Origin of the sequence: Natronobacterium haloterrestre (assembly GCF_900112205.1) — an archaeon.
Lineage (GTDB): Archaea > Halobacteriota > Halobacteria > Halobacteriales > Natrialbaceae > Natronobacterium > Natronobacterium haloterrestre.
In genome coordinates this window covers 1-14880 of sequence record NZ_FOKW01000013.1, presented here as the reverse complement: position 1 = coordinate 14880, position 14880 = coordinate 1, and the positions used below count along the sequence as shown (strand labels likewise).

The 14880-nt window shown below is 66.1% G+C and carries 17 protein-coding genes and 1 tRNA gene; 11 read left to right on the top strand and 7 right to left on the bottom strand.

From position 1 onward, the window contains the following. Positions 1 to 5 precede the first annotated feature (5 nt). Positions 6 to 1331 carry a DUF8167 domain-containing protein gene (locus BM113_RS19255; RefSeq protein ID WP_089789632.1) on the top strand — a complete coding sequence of 442 codons (1326 nt, stop codon included), beginning with the start codon at positions 6 to 8 and terminating at the stop codon, positions 1329 to 1331. Then, on the top strand, positions 1332 to 2549 hold the full coding sequence (locus BM113_RS19250) for a DUF8167 domain-containing protein (RefSeq protein WP_089789631.1): 1218 nt from the start codon (positions 1332 to 1334) through the stop codon (positions 2547 to 2549). A gap of 178 nt (positions 2550 to 2727) precedes the next feature. On the opposite strand, the gene BM113_RS19245 is transcribed toward BM113_RS19250, so the two are convergent. Beyond that, on the bottom strand, positions 2728 to 3003 hold the full coding sequence (locus BM113_RS19245; RefSeq protein WP_007140979.1) for a PadR family transcriptional regulator: 276 nt from the start codon (positions 3001 to 3003) through the stop codon (positions 2728 to 2730). Positions 3004 to 3228: 225 nt separating this feature from the next. Here BM113_RS19245 and BM113_RS19240 point away from each other — a divergent pair, with 225 nt between their 5' ends. From BM113_RS19240 to BM113_RS22910, 4 genes are all read left to right on the top strand, one after another. Continuing rightward, positions 3229 to 3963, top strand: a complete 735-nt coding sequence (locus BM113_RS19240; RefSeq protein WP_089789630.1) for a queuosine precursor transporter — start codon at positions 3229 to 3231, stop codon at positions 3961 to 3963. Positions 3964 to 4088: 125 nt separating this feature from the next. Beyond that, positions 4089 to 5168 (top strand): aminopeptidase, encoded by a 1080-nt coding sequence (locus BM113_RS19235; RefSeq protein WP_089789629.1) that lies wholly within the window; start codon positions 4089 to 4091, stop codon positions 5166 to 5168. Positions 5169 to 5508: 340 nt separating this feature from the next. Then, a complete protein-coding gene (locus tag BM113_RS19230; protein WP_089789628.1) occupies positions 5509 to 6129 on the top strand; it encodes a DUF309 domain-containing protein in 621 nt (206 codons plus the stop codon). Positions 6130 to 6186: 57 nt separating this feature from the next. Next, positions 6187 to 6309 carry a hypothetical protein gene (locus BM113_RS22910; RefSeq protein ID WP_007140975.1) on the top strand — a complete coding sequence of 41 codons (123 nt, stop codon included), beginning with the start codon at positions 6187 to 6189 and terminating at the stop codon, positions 6307 to 6309. A 151-nt stretch (positions 6310 to 6460) separates the two neighbouring features. Here the strand turns inward: BM113_RS22910 and BM113_RS19225 are convergent, their stop codons facing one another. Both BM113_RS19225 and azf read right to left on the bottom strand, forming a co-directional pair. Continuing rightward, positions 6461 to 6892 carry a calcium-binding protein gene (locus tag BM113_RS19225; protein ID WP_089789627.1) on the bottom strand — a complete coding sequence of 144 codons (432 nt, stop codon included), beginning with the start codon at positions 6890 to 6892 and terminating at the stop codon, positions 6461 to 6463. Between the two features lie 267 nt (positions 6893 to 7159). Continuing rightward, positions 7160 to 7915 carry an NAD-dependent glucose-6-phosphate dehydrogenase Azf gene (azf, locus tag BM113_RS19220; RefSeq protein ID WP_089789626.1) on the bottom strand — a complete coding sequence of 252 codons (756 nt, stop codon included), beginning with the start codon at positions 7913 to 7915 and terminating at the stop codon, positions 7160 to 7162. 109 nt (positions 7916 to 8024) lie between these two features. Between azf and BM113_RS19215 the strand changes: the two genes are divergently transcribed. The 3 genes from BM113_RS19215 (at position 8025) to BM113_RS19205 (ending at position 9784) form a co-directional block, all read left to right on the top strand. Then, a complete protein-coding gene (locus BM113_RS19215) occupies positions 8025 to 8390 on the top strand; it encodes a dihydroneopterin aldolase family protein (protein WP_089789706.1) in 366 nt (121 codons plus the stop codon). Positions 8391 to 8461: 71 nt separating this feature from the next. After that, positions 8462 to 9169, top strand: a complete 708-nt coding sequence (locus BM113_RS19210; protein ID WP_089789625.1) for a YqjF family protein — start codon at positions 8462 to 8464, stop codon at positions 9167 to 9169. A gap of 132 nt (positions 9170 to 9301) precedes the next feature. Beyond that, complete coding sequence (locus BM113_RS19205; protein ID WP_089789624.1) at positions 9302 to 9784, top strand: DUF5790 family protein; 483 nt, start codon at positions 9302 to 9304, stop codon at positions 9782 to 9784. Positions 9785 to 9808: 24 nt separating this feature from the next. Here the strand turns inward: BM113_RS19205 and BM113_RS19200 are convergent, their stop codons facing one another. Next, the gene (locus BM113_RS19200; protein ID WP_089789705.1) at positions 9809 to 10552 is read right to left on the bottom strand and encodes a creatininase family protein; all 744 of its coding nucleotides are present in this window, start codon (positions 10550 to 10552) and stop codon (positions 9809 to 9811) included. 120 nt (positions 10553 to 10672) lie between these two features. Between BM113_RS19200 and BM113_RS19195 the strand changes: the two genes are divergently transcribed. Next, positions 10673 to 11017 carry a DUF5789 family protein gene (locus tag BM113_RS19195; protein ID WP_089789623.1) on the top strand — a complete coding sequence of 115 codons (345 nt, stop codon included), beginning with the start codon at positions 10673 to 10675 and terminating at the stop codon, positions 11015 to 11017. A 41-nt stretch (positions 11018 to 11058) separates the two neighbouring features. On the opposite strand, the gene BM113_RS19190 is transcribed toward BM113_RS19195, so the two are convergent. Together BM113_RS19190 and BM113_RS19185 are read right to left on the bottom strand one after the other, a co-directional pair. Then, the gene (locus BM113_RS19190) at positions 11059 to 13059 is read right to left on the bottom strand and encodes an ABC transporter ATP-binding protein (RefSeq protein WP_089789622.1); all 2001 of its coding nucleotides are present in this window, start codon (positions 13057 to 13059) and stop codon (positions 11059 to 11061) included. A gap of 37 nt (positions 13060 to 13096) precedes the next feature. Continuing rightward, positions 13097 to 13693, bottom strand: coding sequence for a DUF192 domain-containing protein (locus tag BM113_RS19185; RefSeq protein WP_089789621.1), 597 nt, complete (start codon positions 13691 to 13693; stop codon positions 13097 to 13099). A gap of 60 nt (positions 13694 to 13753) precedes the next feature. On the opposite strand from BM113_RS19185, the gene BM113_RS19180 reads away from it, so the two are divergent. Beyond that, a tRNA-Val gene (locus tag BM113_RS19180) sits at positions 13754 to 13827 on the top strand. Between the two features lie 479 nt (positions 13828 to 14306). Here the strand turns inward: BM113_RS19180 and BM113_RS19175 are convergent. After that, positions 14307 to 14753, bottom strand: coding sequence for a DUF7344 domain-containing protein (locus tag BM113_RS19175; RefSeq protein WP_007140965.1), 447 nt, complete (start codon positions 14751 to 14753; stop codon positions 14307 to 14309). Between the last annotated feature and the right edge of the window lie 127 nt (positions 14754 to 14880).

Here is a 14880-nt window from a genome sequence, read left to right as displayed (position 1 = left end):
GGGCGATGTTCGAACTCACGACCGCGATACTGATCGCCGTCGCGTTCGGCGTGCTCCTCGGAACCGGACCAGCGGTCGCCGTCTTCGGTCTGACGGTCGGGCTCGAGGCCATCGATCGGACCGTCCCGCGGGCGGCCGCCGTCCTCGTCGCCCTTGCACTCGCCGCCGGTAACGGGTACGCGGTCGGCCTGCCGATCTCCGGCGAGCAGGTTGCCGGCGTCGGCGGGACGACCTTGCTGCTCCCAGTCGCAGTCGGAACGTTCGTCATCGCCGCGCTCGGCCTCTACGCCCACAGTCAGGCCGAAAGGGTCGCTGCCGACCTCCCGCTCGAGGCCGTCCGGCCAGCGCGTCGCGGACGCGGCCTCTCGGCGGCCGCTCTCGAGTCGGTCGACGCGGCCGGTCGAGTGGCGGTCGCCGCGACCGGCGCTGTTCGCGATCTCGAGGGCCACCCGTCGCTCGATCCCGCTCTCCGACAAAGACTCGAGACCGATTCGTGGCGACTTCCGGCGGACCTGCCGCTGTCGGCGCTCGAATCGCGGCTCGAAGCGAACCTTCGAACGAGCTACGACCTGGCCGCCGTCTCGGCGTCGATCGACGAACGAGGCCGCGCGACGGTCGCCGCGGCCCCGCCGGCGAACGGCGTCTCGAGTCGCGTTCCCGAAGGGTGGCGTGCAGTCACGATTCGGGCACTCGTTCCGACCGGGCTGGCGGCGACCGATACGGTCGTCGTCCGAACCGGGTCGGAGGCCGTCCGCGGGCGAGTCCTGAGCGTTGGACAGATCCCTGACGAGGGACACTCGGAGACGTCGGCTTCAGAACCCGAAAACCGGGCCCTCGAGCGAGTAACCGTCGCTGTCCCGACCGCCGACGCCGACCCCCTGCTGGAGGCCGACCGCGCTCGGATCGTCGTCGTTCCGGGACCGAACGGCGGCGGAGCCGACGCCGATACCGCGGCGTGTGCCCTCCTCGAGCGGGCGGATCAGTCGATCCGTTCTGTCCCCTTCGGTCGTCTTCGCTCGCGACTCGCTTCGGGCGACGTCGACGCGACGCTCGAGGACGACGTCGCCGTGCTCGCGGCGCGAGTCGGGACGAGGGATCGGGAGCACGACGACCGAACCGCGACCGTCGAGGACGTCGATCGTTCGTGGGTCGTCGATCCGGACCTCGGGTCCGTTCCGCTCGAGTGGAGCGACGCGGTGATCGTCGCCGGGACGCGGACGACGATGAAACGCCTTCTCGATCCGACGGGCGACTGCGCGTCTTCGCAGCACTCGTCGACCCGGGCAAAAGCAGCGGAAGAGCCCGCGTCGTGTACCGTGGAGGGGAGTTGAATGGCCGTCGTCCTGGCGACCCTCGTCACCGAGTGGACCGAAACAGCCCTCGTCAACGTCCTGGGTTTCGCCCTCCTCGCGACGATTGCCGCGACGGGGATCGCGTTCGCGTACCGCTGGTACGGGACGAGACGTCTGCCGATCGGCGTCAGTACTCTCGCCGGACTCGTCGCCGTCGGACTTCCATTGAACGTCGCTGCTGCCCGGGGAACCGCGGTGATCGCCGGAGCCGATCCGTTTCACCACGCGACCGCCGTCTACGTCCTCGGGGCTGCGCTCGCCGGCACGGTCGCCGCCGAGGGCGGACGGCGCATCGGTGACCACCTCGCCTGCGAGGTCTACGGGATCGAACCGATTCCGGATATCGGCGAGGCCGCTGCGATCCTCGGATCGGCGCGATTATCCGGTCCGATCCATCTCCCGGAGACCATCGCGGACGCCGACGGCTATCCCGTCGTCGACCGAGAAACCAAGCGCACGCTCGAGGGACGGACGATGCTGTTTCCGCACGCGCTGTCCATCGACGATCTCGAGTCGCGGCTGGTCGATCGACTCGAGCGGGACTACGACATCGGACACGCCTCGGTGGACCTCGCCCGGGACGGGGTCGTCGAACGGTTGGCGATCGGCGGTCGTCGTCGAGGGAGCAGCCGGACCCTCCCGCCCGATACCGCTGCCGTCGCGGTGCGTGCGGATCCACCGGCGGACGCGACCGCCGGAGATCCGGTCGAACTCTGGACCGATCGCCGCGACGAAGCCGATTCGCGGCGGCTGGCTGCGACGGGAACGCTTCGAGCGACCGACGAAACGACCGCGACGATCGCTATCGACCTGGCGGACGCATCGGCGTTCGATCCCGCCGGGAACGGCAGTATCGCTTCAGGTCCGGAGTATCGACTCGTTACTCGCCCGGAGATGCCGACGGCCGTTCCCGATTTCCTTGCCGCGCTCGAGGCGGCCCCCGAGACGGTCGTCCGCGCGAGGGTCGAGCCGGGGTCGGACCTCGAGAACGAGTTCGTCGACTGGGTTCCGGGTCGTGTGCTCCTGGTCGAGCGAGGACACGAGGATGGCGGTTCCGGGACTGAACTCGTCCCGTTTCCGGCTACAGATCACACGCTGTCTGCGGGCGATGCGCTCTACGCGCTCGGAACGCCGGCAGAGTTAGAACCGCTGTTCGCGACCGGAGCGGGATCTGTCGACGATTCGGCGGCGGAGTAACGGCCTCACCGTCGGCGAGCGAACGGACGACCGGATTCCAGCCGGCGGTGACGAGGTCGTTCGGTCGTCGTTCGAACGCGCCGCCGTTCGTGGCCTCCCCGTGGCCCGCTTCTTTCAGTGGCGGCGGAGTCGTCTCTCTCGCAGCCTCGAGGCGCGGTCGCTCTCCTCGGCGAGTCAGTCAGACGTCGACGTACTGGCGTTCCCACTCCCGGCGTTTCTCGATCGCCCGACGACCGTCGTCGGTGATCGCGTAGTAGTTGGTCCGTCTGTCGAGTTGTCCCTTCTCGACGAGTTCCTTGTTGACGAGCGTATCGAGGTTGGGATAGAGCCGCCCGTGGTTGATCTCGGAACTGTAGTACGTCTCGATCTCGTCTTTGACGTCCTGTCCGGACGGCTGGTCTGCGCCCGCGATGACGTACAGGAGGTCGCGCTGGAATCCGGTCAAATCGTCCATGTTTCACCCGTCTAATCAAACCACACGACTGACTATTTGTTATCGGCGGCGTATTACGACTGTTGGACGCGTTTTAGACGACTTACTGTGACTTGTGTCGCCTTGAGTTGGGTTTTACCCTGTATAATGGCTGATTGGTGACAGGTTTGTGCCGTGTCGGAGCCGCCGACCGATACTGAACGGATCTCGAACCGTTTAGGTAGCGTCGATGGATACGCGACGGCTATGACTCGCTCTCAACCTCGTTCGGGGCGTTCCGCTGTACCGACGGTGCCGCAGGTGGCCCTGATCGGGCTCTTCGTAACGGCACTGGTGACCGCGCAACTGACCGCCTCGAAGGTGCTTGCGTTCTCGCTGCCGTTCTCGCTGCCCATCACGGGCGACGCTCTCGTTCTGCCGGGTGCCGCGCTGGCCTATGCCCTGACCTTCCTCGCGAGCGACTGTTACACCGAACTCTACGGGCGACGCGCGGCCCAGATCGTCGTCAACGTCGGGTTCGCGCTGAACTTCGTCGTGCTCGCGCTGGTCTGGTCGACGGTCGCCGCTCCGGCCGCCCCGAACAGCATCGATCCCGCCATGTTCGCCGACGTGCTCGGCGCCTCGACCAACATCGTCCTGGGGAGCCTGCTCGCGTACCTCGTCAGTCAGAACTGGGACGTGATCGCGTTCCATCGGATCCGGGGCTACACCGGCGGAGACAAGCTCTGGCTGCGTAACATCGGCTCGACGGCGACCAGCCAGGCGATCGACACGGTCATCTTCGTCGCCGTCGCCTTCGCGGTCGCTCCGGCGCTGCTCGGGGTCGGAATCGTGCTCCCAATCGGGGACCTCGCCGCGCTGATGATCGGTCAGTACCTGCTGAAACTCGCCATCGCGGTGCTCGACACGCCGATCGTCTACGCGATCGTCGGACTCGTCCGATCCCGGACCGACGGCGACGTCGCCGAAGTGCCTTCCTAAACGCGCAATCGCTCGAGGTGCCCGTCGGTCGTCGGTCGTCGGCCGTCGGCCGTCGGCCGTTGGCCGTCGGTCGCCGATCCACTCCGAAAGGTTGGGATTTTGTGTGCCCGTCGCCATCCCCGGGTATGGACGAACGCGTTCGCGAACACGCCGAGGTACTGGTCGACTGGAGCGCCCGCGTCGAGGCGGGCGACGACGTCGTGGTGTCGGTCGGGCCGGACGCACACGAACTCGCCGTCGCCGTCGCCGAGGAACTCGGCGAGCGCGGGGCCAACCTCCTCGCGACCTACAGTTCCGACGAGATCACGCGTGCGTACCTCCGCGCACACGACGGGGAGTTCGACGAGGCGGCCCACGAGAAGGCGCTGCTCGAGGAGGCCGACGTCTACCTCTCGCTGGGCGGCGGCCGGAACACGAGCGCCACGGCTGACGTCTCGAGCGAGACGCGCCGGAAACACCGTGAGGCCCGCCGGGAGATCCGCGAACGGCGGTACGACACCCGCTGGGTTTCGACGTACCATCCCACCCGGTCGCTCGCCCAGCAGGCCGAGATGGCCTACGAGGAGTACCAGGAGTTCGCCTACGACGCGATTCTGCGCGACTGGGAGTCGTTCGCCGAGGAGATGGCCCGGATGAAAGACCTCCTCGACGAGGGGTCGGAGGTCCGACTCGTCTCCGAGGGGACCGACCTCACCATGCGGATCGACGACCGGACCGCGGTCAACAGTGCCGCCTCGGTCGCCTACGACTCGCACAACCTGCCAAGCGGCGAGGTCTTCACCGCACCCTACGCCACCGAGGGCGAGGTCACCTTCGACGTCCCGATGACGCTCCGGGGCGAGACCGTCCGGAACGTCCGCCTCGAGTTCGAGGACGGCGAAGTCGTCGATTACGAGGCCGAACAGGGCGAGTCCGTCGTCGGCGACATCCTCGAGACCGACGAGGGGGCCAGTCGCCTGGGCGAACTCGGGATCGGGATGAACCGCGCCATCGACCGCTACACGGACAACATCATGTTCGACGAGAAGATGGGCGACACCGTCCACCTCGCGGTCGGCCGGGCCTACGACGCCTGCCTGCCGGACGGAGAGTCGGGCAACGATTCCGCGGTTCACGTCGACATGATCACCGACGTCAGCGAGGATTCCCGGCTCGAGATCGACGGCGAAGTCGTCCAGCGCGATGGCGAGTTCCGCTGGGAGTGAGGACGTTCGGAGTGGTCAGTAGTCGGTAGTTAGTGGTCGATAGTCAGTAGTCAGTAGTCGGTAATTACGCCCCAGCAGGCGGTCACAACTCTCGTAATCCGTCCCATACTAATGTGGTGGACTGTCGTCACCTCGAGTACCGCCTCGCCGGTGGCGGCCAGTAACCGGTCGGGAACGCCGCGTCCCGCTCCCCGTTTTCGACAGTTGTCTGCCCGCCCTGCCGGAGGCGGAAGATATCCGGCGTCACCGTTCCGCGTTCCACGTTCCACGTTCCGCGTCCTCGCTCCGAGCGGACAGTGCGGTCGACAGCCACAGGACCGTCCGGCACCAACGCTTCCACATGCGCGATCACCTCCGAGCGGGAATCGCCGTCTACAACGACGGCTACTACCACGCCGCACACGACGCCTGGGAGGACCACTGGCTCGAACTCGAGTCCGGCACCGACGACGAGCGACTGCTACACGGGCTGATCCAGACGAGTGGGGCGGTCTACCACGCCCGAAACCGCAACTGGGAGGGAGCCGTCGGGCTGGCAGAAAGCGCCGGCGATTACCTCGCAACCCTTCCGTCGACGTACCGCGGTCTCGAGGTCGGGCCGATCCGTCGCTTCCTCGCGTCGCTTTCGGCTGATCCCGAAATCGCTGAACGCCGACCCCCGGTTCGACTCGAGCACGAGCGCGAGGTACCGACGCTCGACTCGCTCGGGGTCACGGAAACGGGTATCGCCGCGGTCGTCCTCGCCGAGGAACTGGGCTTCGATGAAGACCCAGTCGAGCGGGCCCGAACGTACGCCCGGCGGGACCTCGAGGCCGGCGCGGACGACAGTCTGTTCATCGCCCTGCTTTTCGACTTCGTCCGCGAGGACGAGCACCGCGGGCTCGTCTACCGGCGACTGTCGGAGCACGTCAGCAAGCGTCGGTCCCGCGAAGAGGACGTGAAGGGACTGTTTTCGGAGTGACGGCTGGCTCGAGCGTTCCAGTACGTTTTCCTGCTCGAGGTCCAACCATCGGTTGCTATGCCGGAGTTCGTTTCCATCACGTGCGAGGAGTGTGGCGACGAATTCAGGGCCTATCCCGACGCGAACGCGGCGGAACGCGGGTTCTGCAGCCCCGCGTGCTCGCTCGCGAACGCGGACTGAGACGCTGAGTCTGTTCCGGAAGCCCCTTCGAGTCCGGATATCGGCACCGACGGGGAGTCGCCTGTCCCGGACGCAACCGAGAACTGGTAACGGAAGGAGTTCGACGGCAGTCGTCTTCCGGTTATCGCCGTCGTTTCGTCTCTGAGGTCGTCTACAGCCCCGGGTCCACCTCGAGCAGGCCGAGTTCCGAATTCCGGAACGACGCGCTCGTATCGAACGTTCCCGAATCGCCCTCGCTGACGTCGGTTTCCTCTTCGTCCGCGAGGAGGTGACCGAGTTCGCTCGCCGACCCGCCGACGTCGATTTCGATGGCGTACACCTCCCAATCGTCGCTGTCGTCGAACTCGTCCTCGAACGCTTCCAAAATATTGTCCCTCGCACCCGATTCGTACTGGGCGACGACGTCGAAGTTCACGTCCGGATAGTAGTCTTCTGCAGTGATGACGACGTCTTCGTCGTCCTGTGCGGCCGCCGTGCTCGCCGCGGCACCAGTCCCGACCGCAAGGGCCGTGGCAGCGAGTGCACCGTCTTTCAGCCGGGAGCGTTGCGAATCCGTTGTCGGATTTTGATCGTTTTTGCTCATGGAAATCTCACACCCCGCTGGGGGTCTCCGGTCGTTGAACGAAGCCGTGAATAAACTCTATCGTTCGTTTCCCGGCATTTAATTTGGTAACTCGAGACTGTGTGGAATTGACACGCAGACAGAGGGGTGGTTCACACGTCGTTTTCGGGTCGATCGACCGGTAGCGAAACTGTATCGACAACTGTGGTTTTAATTCGGAAACGATTTTCATCGCCGAGTTACCCGGCGCTGCAGTCGCCTCTCGCCGGTACGTGTCGGAACCGAGCGTCAGCCGTGATCGGCAGAATTGTCGCGAGGCTCGTACCCCAGCACTTCTCGAGCACGCTCTATCGAATAGTACTTGCGGTCGTTGTCGGAGATGCCGTAGACGACCTCGTAGTCGTACTCCGCCCGGATACAGCGATCGAAGAGGTGTGCACAGTCACGGTGGGAGAGCCACATCGCCTGCCCGCGTTCGTAGTCGATCGGCGGGTGATCTTTGGTGAGGTTGCCGATCCGGACACAGACCACGGAGAGGCCGTATTCGTCGTGGTAGTACCGACCCAGGATTTCGCCGGTCGCCTTCGAGACGCCGTAGAGGTTGCCGGGGCGGGGGAGTTCGGTCCCGTCGAGTTGGAACTCGTCGTCCTCGCGGTACATATCCGGTGTCCGCTCGTCGGTCTCGTAGGCCCCGACGGCGTGGTTCGAGGAGGCGAAGGCGACCTTGTCGACGCCGGCGTCGACCGCGGCCTCGTAGACCGTCTGGGTGCCGTCGATGTTGTTCGGCAGGACGCTCTCCCACGGTGCGGTCTTACGCGGGTCGCCCGCGAGGTGGAGAACGGCGTCGATTCCCTCCATCGCCTCACGGACCGCCTCCTCGTCGGTGATGTCCGCCACGACGAACTCCCCCGGGTAGTCACGATCCCCCGTCGGTGGATCCCGGTCCAGCAACCGCCACTCGTACTCCCGTTCGTCCGCGAGGCCCTCGAGGATCGCCTGCCCGACACGCCCCGAAGCTCCCGTGAGCAGGACCGACTGTGCCATTCGTTCGGTGTGAGGGAAAGCGTCGGTAAGTAACGTGCGATTCCGGATTGGCGACCGGACCCGGCCCGGGACCGCAACCCCCTTCCCGACCGCCCGCGAGGGCTCGAGTATGACCGACACCGCGCCGACCGACGCCGAAGCCGCCTGTTTCGAGGCCGGCATCAAGTTCGGCTCGTTGTATCACCAGTTCGCCGGCACGCCGGTCTCGCCCGACAGCGCCGACAGCGTCGCGACCGCGATGGAGGAGGCGATCGAGAACCAGCCCCACTGCCGTGCCGTCGAGGTCGACGTTCGCGAGGACGAACTCGCGGCCGCCATCGCCGACGGGGGAGCCGACTACACCGAACTCACGGGGCGGTTCCTCGAGGTCGAAATCGTGATCGACTACGAGGGTTGCGAGGTCGTCGCCCGCATGGAGATGGAGGACGGCTATCCGCTGATGCGACTCGAGTCGGTCGAGGGCCGGTCGTCGTAGGACCGAGACGGAAACGAAGCTACGGCCCCGTTGGGCAGTGTCTTCTTACGCTCACTGTCCCAAGCTTCGACATGGTCGTGTCCCTCTCGATGGGGTGGCGACGGCTCCTGTTTGCCAACTGGCCGGTCGAGCCAGACCGGGTACGTCCACACCTCCCGCAGCGCCTGTCGGTCGATACTCACGACGGGAAGGCGTGGCTCTCGGTCGTCCCCTTCACGAACGTCGACGTCCGGCCGCGGGCGCTGCCGTCCGGAACCGGGGTACCGCTGCCCGAACTCAACTTGCGGACGTACGTCTCCTACGAGGGCCGTCCGGGGGTGTACTTCTTCAGCCTCGACGCCGACGGGCTCGCCGCGGTCCTCGGCGCGCGACTGTTCCACCACCTCCCGTACTACTACGCGGACATCGATCTCTCCGCCGACGACGGCAGTGTCGGGTTCACGAGTCGGCGTCGCCACCGCGGCGCGCGCCCGGTTCGCTTCGACGCGACGTACGGGCCGACCGGGAGCCGATACTACGCCGACCGCGGGAGCCTCGAGCACTTCCTGACCGAACGCTACCGCTACTACACCGAAGCGCCGGACGGATCGATCCGGTACGCAGACGTCTCCCACGAGCCCTGGCCGCTGTACGACGCCGAGGTCTCGTTCCGCGAGAACACCCTCTTCGCCGCCAACGGGTTCGACCGGCCGGAGACGGAGCCGGTCCACCTGTACAGCCCCGGCGTCGACACGATCGCCTCCGGCAGCAAGCCAGCACGGGAGTTGCGGACCCGGTAGGATTCCCGACCCGGCGCAGTATACACCTTTTCGAAATCCGCTCGCTATTTCATCTCGAGCCGCCCGCTCGAGCCCGTTTTCACTTTCACTTTCGGGCGACCTTTTAACCTCGGTCCCCGTGAAGGTGGTGACATGAGCCAAGCGACGTTCGGCGACGACGAGGAACTGTTCGGCGAAGCGGCCAACGAGATGCGCGAAGACGTCGAATCCTCGCTCGAGGAGGCCTGGGCGGCCCTCCCGGCGGCCGACGACGTCTGGGAGACCGACGCCGACAACGTGTTGGGCGTGCTCAACGGGCTCAACTCGGCGCTGGATCCCGGCGACGCCGAGGATCACCTCCGCGACGCCAAGAAGTGGTTCACGATGGGCCAGCGCGCGGACGCCTTCGACGACGCCGACGACCTCGAGGCCGAGATCGCGGACCTCGAGGGAGCGATCGAGGACGTCGCCGAGGCCGGCGAGCAGGTCGGCGACCTCACCTCGACGATCCCGGCGCTTCGCGGGACGCTCGAGGAGGCGGTGCCCGACGAAGACGAGGAAGGGGATGCGGACGAGGATGAAGAGGCGGACGCCGGCGACGGGGACGAAGGGACCGAGGAAGCCGAGGCGGAGTAACGAACCGAGAACCGACTCCCGCCGCTATCGGCGTTCCGGCCGCGAAACGTCCCGCTCCGCGATCGCTTCGAGCAGCCGCGCCAGCGCCGCGGCCGCCAGTTCGAGCAGTTCCTCGCCGCGCTCTGCCGACCCCTCGCGGGGGTCGCCGACGACGCCGTTGTCGCTGAACTCCGCGCTGTCGTAGGCCAGGTTCGCGTAGCTCACCCACTCCCCCCAGCCGTCGGCGGCGTCCGCGCTCGCCTCGTCGACCCGGTCTTCGCGGACGAGCTCCGGTGCGACCTCCCTGAGCAGCGCCGTCTCCAGGGGGCCGCCGTGACCCATGTCGCTCGAGTGGTCGCCGACGGCCTCGAACCAGGTGAAGGGAACGGCGTAGGTCCCCTCGTCGCCGTCCCGCGTGAGTCGCGCGCCGACCTCCCGGAGCGCGTCGACGTTCCCGCCGTGGCCGTTGACGAGGACGACGCGCTCGAACCCGTGGTAGAACAGGCTCTCGACGGATTCGCGGACGTAGCTCCGGAAGGTGTCCGGCGAGACCCACATCGTGCCGGGGAACTGGCGGTGTTCCTCGGCCACTCCGACGGGGATCGCCGGCGCGCGGACGACCTCGCGGTCGACGCGCTCGCAGCCCGCGTCGGCGACTGCCTCGGCGGTTACGACGTCGGTGCCGAGCGGCGCGTGGGGGCCGTGCTGTTCCGTGCTGCCGACGGGGACGACCGCGAGCTCGGCCTCGCAGTCCCGGACGTCGGTCCACGTCGCGTCGCTCAAGTCCATGGGAGAGTAGATCGCCCGTTCGGACATGAAACCACCGACCATCGACGGCCGTCAACGCAGTTACCCACCGTGGCGAGCGCAGGCTCAACCCGTTTCACCCTGGTCCCGCACGTCTCACCTATGACCGACGACAGCCGCGAACTGGGAGTCGAACTGGGGGACCTCCGCGACGACCTCGAGGCCGTCGAGTATCCGATCAGCCAGGACGACCTGCTGGACGAACACGGCGACCGCGAGGTCGACTTCGGCGAGGAGACGATGACCCTCGAGGAGTTGATCGGGCCGATGAACGAGGACGAGTACCGGGACTACGGTTCGGTCGAGCAGGCGATCATGAACATGGTCGGCGACGAGGCGATCGGACGCAAGAACTACAGCGACCGGACGCCGCCCGCGGCGGGCGAGGACCGACAGGACGAGGGCGCGCCCGAGCAGGAGGGACAGCGCGAGCAGGAGTCGTTCTGAGTCGGTCGCCCGTCGCGGACGCCGTATCGACGTCGACGTTTTCAGTCGTCGTTCCCGACTTCCGTCCGCGCCTGCCGGCGCTGGGCGCGCTCGATGAACTCCTGCGGTAGCTCGTCGATCTCGCCCGCCTGGACGCCCCAGAGGTGCGAATAGAGCCCGCCGTTCTCGAGCAGTTCCTCGTGTTGGCCGCGCTCGACGATCCGGCCGTCCTCGAGGACGAGGATCTGGTCGGCGTCCTTGATCGTCGAGAGCCGGTGGGCGATGGCGAACGTGGTACGATCGGCGGCGAGTTCGTCGATCGAGCGCTGGATGAGCATCTCCGTCTCGGTGTCGACGTCGCTTGTCGCCTCGTCGAGCACGAGGATGTCGGGGTCCTTGAGGATCGCTCGCGCGATGGAGATCCGCTGGCGCTGGCCGCCCGAGAGCTTCACCCCGCGCTCGCCGACCTCCGTGTCGTACCCCTCGGGCAGGTTCTGGATGAACTCGTGGGCCTCGGCCATCTTCGCTGCCTCGATCACGTCCTCGCGGTCGGCGTCGAAGCTCCCGTACTTGATGTTCTCCTCGACGGTCCCGTAGAAGAGGAAGGTGTCCTGGCTGACGTAGCCGATCGATTCGCGCAGGCTCTCGAGGGTCACCTTGCGGATGTCCTGGCCGTCGATCCTGATCGCGCCCTGATCGACGTCGTACATCCGCAGGAGAAGCTTGAGGACGGTCGACTTGCCCGCGCCGGTGGGGCCGACCAGCGCCAGCGTCTCGCCGCCGCTGACGGTGAAATCGATGTCCTCGACGATGACCTCGTCGTCCGCTCCGTCGGCTTCGCGGTCGGATCGATCACTTCCCTCGCGGCCGCCGTAGCCGAACGTCACGTGATCGTACTCGACGCGACCCTCGCGGACCTCGAGATCCGTCGCGTCCGGCGTCTCCGCGACACGGCTCGGCTCGTCCATCAGCCCGAACATCCGGGCCGAGGACGCGCGGGCGCGCTGGTACATGTTGATGATCTGCCCGAACTGGGCCATCGGCCAGATGAACCGCTGCGTATAGAGGATGAACACGACGAACTCGCCCTCGCTCAGAGTGCCGGTGAACGGCCCGGGCGGCCCCTGGAAGACCCACAGGCCGCCGACGAGGAACGTGACGACGAACCCGATCCCCGCGATCACTCGCAGTCCGGGGAAGAACTTGATGCGCGTCTCGATGGCGTCCCAGTTCGCGTCGAAGTAGTCCCGCGAGACGTCGTCGACGCGCTCGGACTCGTACTCTTCCGTCGTGCTCGATTTGATCACCTGGATCCCGCCGAGGTTGTTCTCGAGTCGGGAGTTGACTTTGCCGACGGCCGAGCGGACGGCGGCGTACTTGGGCTGGATGATCTTGACGAAGAAGTAGGTGAACACGGCGATCAGCGGCACCGGGAGCAACGCGACGAGCGCGAGCTGCCAGTTGTACGCAAAGAGGATGACGCCGATCCCGAGGACCATCACCGCCATACGGAACAGGGAGTTCATCCCGTCGTTCAGGAACCGCTCGAGGCGGTTGACGTCGTTCGAGAGGATGGACATCATCTCCCCGGTCTGCTTGTCCGCGAAGAAGTCCATGTTCAGCCGCTGCATCTTGTCGTAGGTGTCGGTCCGGATGTCGTGCTGGATGTTCTGGGCGAAGGCGTTGAACCCCCAGTTGCGGAGCCAGTGAAACGCCGCCCCGAAGAAGAACGCGCCGGCGATGACGCCGACGGTCAGGTAGAACTGTTCCACCTGCGAGGCGGGGACGTACGGCGACACGAGGTCGCCGCCGAACGGGAGCGCCTCGGAGTAGCTGGTGCTGCTGGCCTCTTCGCGGAACACCGCGTCGAGCGCCACCGCCAGCATCACCGGCGGCAGCAGATCCAGCACGCGGGCGAAGACGCTCGCGACGATGCCGACGACCGCGTGAAACGAGTAGTCGCGGCCGTACTCGAGGAACAGCCGCTTCATCGGGTTCTCGATCTCCTCGCGTTGCTCCTCGAACGGGTCGTCGTCGTCCCAGTCGACGCCGCTTCCGCTCATCGTATCCGCTTCGGGGACCGGTACCAATAAGCGTTTGCTACGAATCGAAATACGCCGGTTGTCCGCCGTCCGCGCCGTTCCCGTCGTCGGCCCGCTCGCCCTCGGGTTCGATATCGATCTCGACCGTGTCGCCGACCGCCATGCCGGTCTCGTTGGCGTACCCGCGGGGCACCTCGAGGACCCACTTCGCCTCGCCGCTGTACTGGAGATCCTCGCCGTCCTCGCCAGGTTCGGGCGCGCGTGCGTGTTCGATCGCTGTGATCTCGCGGTCCGCGCCGATGAAGACGATGTCGATGTCGAAGTCCATCTCCCGCATTACGTAGGTCCGTTCGGCCTCGTCGTCGTGGACGAACAGCATGCCCTCGCCGTCCTCGAGCGAGTCGTGATTACTCAAGCCCGTGTAGCGCTCGTTCCAGGTGTCGGCGACCTCGACGTGGACGGTCGCTTTCGGCTCCTCGGATCCGGGTGTGGCGTCGCCGTCGGCGTCGGCGTGGTCGTCGCCGTCGAAGACCCGCACCTCGGCCCGGTCGTCACCCCACGGAGCCGAGACGAGCCCGGCCTGTGCGAGGAGGACGGCGCCCAGCACGACGACCGCGAGCACCAGGACGGCCTTCGACGTGCGCTCGAGTGCCATGGTTGTCGTGCGACTCGAGAAAGTAAATGTTATTCGGGCGGGTGGCTTTGGTCAGGGTGCGGGCTCGTGGTCTAGCTGGTCATGACGCGGCCCTTACAAGGCCGAGGTCGGTGGTTCGAACCCGCCCGAGCCCATTTCTGGGACGAACGACAGTGGGTCACAGAAATGTCCTTGAGGGCGGGTTCTAATCAGGGGGCAGCTTCGCTGCGACCGTGGTTCGAACCCGCCCGAGCCCACTTCCTGCTGCGAGCAAGTTCGCGAGCAGCGGGTTCGTGGAACGAGGGCGGTCCGAACGACGGAACGAGCGAGCGGCCGCGAGCGAAGTTCAGGTGGTTCGAACCCGCCCGAGCCCACTATCCTGACCTCGTGCGTTTATCCGTAAGGAGCAACCCGCTCGAGCCAGGGGGCTTCGAGTTCCGCGTCCAGAAAGTCCATCCTGTTCGTCACAAACCGGAAGCCATCACTGTCTGATCGACGGTGAACCATCGACGGCGCCGCCAAAACCGACGCCGACGCCGACGCCGAATCCGAAACGAGCCAAACCGGAGAGGACCTCGAGCCGTCGTCCGTAATCCGCCACTATCTCGGTTTCGTCGGTGCTTCCCGGCAGTAGTCAGTGCTTGAGGCGTGCGACGTTCTCCCGGATCTGACTGAAGAACCCGTCACCCGACTCCGCCTGCAGCGCCGAGTGCAACGTCGAGTTTTCGGGTTCGTCCTTGATCACGACCCGGAGGTACGGCTCGAGTTGGTCGAAGTTGTCCGAGAGGACGACCGTGTGGTTGTCCTCGTCGTGGTCGACGACGCCCGCGTCGGCCAGTTTCGGGACGTGGCACTGGACCGACGAGACGTAGACGCTCTTGTACTCGTTTTTCTCGACCTCGTCCGGCGGCACGTCGTGTTCCCAGCCGGCCACCTGTTCGGCGAGCGTCGAGAGCTCGATCGGATCTTCCCGCCCCCGCAGTGCGTACAGGAGGTATCGTCGCCGCCGATTGGCGAGCAGTTCCAGGATGGTGTCGGCGGAGAGTTCTTGCTCCTCCTGACTCGAGGTAAGTGCCTCCATAACACAGGGTTACCCGCCAGACCGGAAAAGGGTGCTCTGTTGAATAGCGATCTAATCCGCCGATATCACTAGCTTAGAAGGATGAAGCCGAGGAATTCGATTCTGTCTATGGAAATCGATATCCTCG